The sequence below is a fragment of the Candidatus Jordarchaeum sp. genome, assembly GCF_052745115.1.
This window is the reverse complement of record NZ_JBRAKS010000470.1, coordinates 1-2,465: the sequence shown is the minus strand read 5'-3', so window position 1 is coordinate 2,465 and position 2,465 is coordinate 1. Positions and strand designations below refer to the sequence as shown.

The following is a 2,465-nucleotide window of genomic DNA, read 5'->3' as shown; positions in this document are numbered from 1 at the left end:
TTAATTTTGTTCTTAATTATGTTGTTGTTTACTCCTTTGTTTCGGGCTTAAAAAAACGCTTCTTTTCGGGGAAACTTGTTGAGCAAAACACAAGCATATATTTCCCGTATACGGGAACAAAAGAGGATGATGATCCGGTTGCCGATGAGAACATCCAGCCACGTACAAGGGGCAATTGTTTAATGGATATATCTAACCGGTTGAAGAATTTGAAAATATTAGTCTTGAATACTGGAAATAAGACCGAGATGGCTCTTGGGTACTGCACTTTGTACGGAGACATGACTGGGGGAATCGGGGCTATCGGTGATGTGAACAAGCTTGAGGTCTATAAGTTGGCAAGGTATGTGAATGAGAAAGCGGGTAGGGAGAGTATTCCAGAGAGTGTTTTTAAGAAGAAGCCCTCAGCGGAGCTTAAGGAAGACCAGTTTGACCCATTTGATTTTGACATCGTCAGCCCATTGGTGGACGAGATCATAGAGAATAGAAGAGGTAAAAATGAGCTAATCGAGAGGGGTTACCTGAGGAAGTTGTAGAGGATACTTATAGGAGAATTAGAAGAGCGGAGTATAAGAGATGGCAGGCTCCACCCTGTATAAAGATTACTCCGAAGGCTTTTGGCATGGGATGGAAGATGCCTATCGTTAATAGGTATAGAGGATGAGAATGGAGAGAATAAATTCTGATCCTTCCAAGTTAAAATGAATGAAAGTGTATTTTATGAATATTTGTTTTTTAATTAGTGCTTTGTGTGATGTAGGTGCTGTTCTGCGAACCTACGGAGAATGTCCATCTGACCCCTTGTTTCAATGGAACATGGTCGTTTCCGTCGTACTTCCTGCACCGCCTCTTCAAAACTTTTTCCTTGGCTGATGAGGTAGGCGGCGAGAAAGGTGCCTGTTCTGCCGCAACCCATTAAGCAATGGACTGCAACAGGTTTGCCTTTGCGACGGTTTTCATTGACAATATCCACGAATTCCTGTATTTGCTCAAGGGTAGGTGTTCCGAAATCAGGTACTGGAATGTGATAATATTCCAATCCTGCGGAGACCACGCTTTCAATGTTAAGTGGGTTAAGCATTACTGTCACTAGCACACGAATACCCTCATCAGATAAGCGTTGAAGATCAACGGATCTAGGGCGGGAGGAACCAGCAAGGACGCCAGGGATTAACCAGCTAAAGTTGTGCATTATGAGTTCGCCACTCTGGAGATTGTTATAATTCGATAAAGATAGGAAGTTTAAGACATTTTTGATTTTCTGAGAGTATCCACTACAGGTTTCGGTCACTTCTTTTCCATTAAAACTGTGTAAAAGTATCGTGTGTAGCCATCTCCTTCAAAGGATGCTATGTTTTTTATACTTCTGATTTTAAAGTGTTTTGAGAAGAGTCTTATTATCTGTTCCTGTGAGAAATGATTCCAAGCGGGTCCATTCCTATCGCTGAATACAGTCATAAGATACAAGCCGCCCTTCTTTAATACCCTGTGTACTCCTTTTATGAAGAGACCCCTGTCTTCGACTTCTACATGGTGGAAGCATCCATTGTCAAAGACAAAATCAAACTGCTCGTCATCGAAGGGGAGATCCACAAAACTCGCTAGTTGAAGCGGAATATTTACGTTTGCTTTTTTGGTTTTTTCTTTTGCGTATTCCAAAGCTTTGTGAGAAACGTCAATTCCTATAACTTGAAAGCCTTTTCGTGCCAGATAAACGGTATTGGTTCCTGCACCAGTACACAAGTCCAATGTCTTCCCTTTTTTAATTTTTCCACTCTTTACCATATTCACGAGAAACTGTCTAGGCCTCCCAAGTTCCCAAGGTAAAACCTCCAGAGGATATCTCCTGTAGATTTTATCCCATCTACTATACTCCGAGATTTTACTCGCTCCCAATGTGTTAAAACCTCCCTTTTCCAATTCTGATACATGTTGTAAAGTGTATCCTCAAGAAACCACTATAATCGTGAAGTTGTTATAATAATCAAAGATTAATTTTTAGAATCCCCCTCAAATCGTTAAGAATTGGTTTTTAGCTAAAAGAACTAATGGTTTAAGTTACTTAAATTTAACGAGCGACCCATTATAGATATTAGAATTATACCTTATGAAGTGATTACTGTCCAAAGCCAATAGGTTGAAGTAAATTTTTAAAAAATTAGTGTTTATAAATGTGTAATTATCAGCTGGTTACTTCTAATACAATATCAGCTTCGTATACATTGAAATGTCCACAATTTTTGCAAATGTATCCTCTTGTGTAACATTCTTCGCACTCGCAGTTTAAATAGTTGAAGGCTGCACATTTTTCACAAAACGCATAGATTGCTTTCATTTGCCAACCACCTGCTTTTTTGGCGTTTTTTGATTTTTGGGTGCTTTTTTGGGCTTATTTTGTCCCCTTTTTATTATATTAATTAAATTGAATATATTATATAAAAATATCTTAAATATTTTATTAGTAT

The 2,465-nt window shown here is 38.8% G+C and carries 4 protein-coding genes; 1 reads left to right on the top strand and 3 read right to left on the bottom strand.

Annotated features, from left to right (window positions below; translation table 11 throughout):
• Positions 1-536 (top strand): NAD(+) synthase (gene nadE, locus ACUVXA_RS19710; protein WP_445872999.1); only part of this gene is annotated, 536 nt, incomplete at its 5' end.
• A 203-nt stretch (positions 537-739) separates the two neighbouring features.
• Here the strand turns inward: nadE and ACUVXA_RS19705 are convergent.
• The 3 genes from ACUVXA_RS19705 to ACUVXA_RS19695 all read right to left on the bottom strand — a co-directional run bounded on the left by ACUVXA_RS19705 (position 740) and on the right by ACUVXA_RS19695 (position 2,335).
• On the bottom strand, positions 740-1,291 hold the full coding sequence (locus ACUVXA_RS19705) for a dual specificity protein phosphatase 23 (RefSeq protein ID WP_445872998.1): 552 nt from the start codon (positions 1,289-1,291) through the stop codon (positions 740-742).
• Positions 1,288-1,896: a class I SAM-dependent methyltransferase gene (locus ACUVXA_RS19700; protein WP_445872997.1), complete on the bottom strand. Its 609-nt coding sequence runs from the start codon at positions 1,894-1,896 to the stop codon at positions 1,288-1,290. The genes ACUVXA_RS19705 and ACUVXA_RS19700 overlap by 4 nt, the downstream gene beginning before the upstream one ends.
• 286 nt (positions 1,897-2,182) lie before the next feature.
• On the bottom strand, positions 2,183-2,335 hold the full coding sequence (locus ACUVXA_RS19695; RefSeq protein WP_445872996.1) for a hypothetical protein: 153 nt from the start codon (positions 2,333-2,335) through the stop codon (positions 2,183-2,185).
• Positions 2,336-2,465 lie beyond the last annotated feature (130 nt).

Excerpts from the sequence above, each read along its gene's own strand:
- ACUVXA_RS19695 (WP_445872996.1), bottom strand. The coding sequence starts at position 2,335 with ATGAAAGCAATCTATGCGTTTTGTGAAAAATGTGCAGCCTTCAACTAT.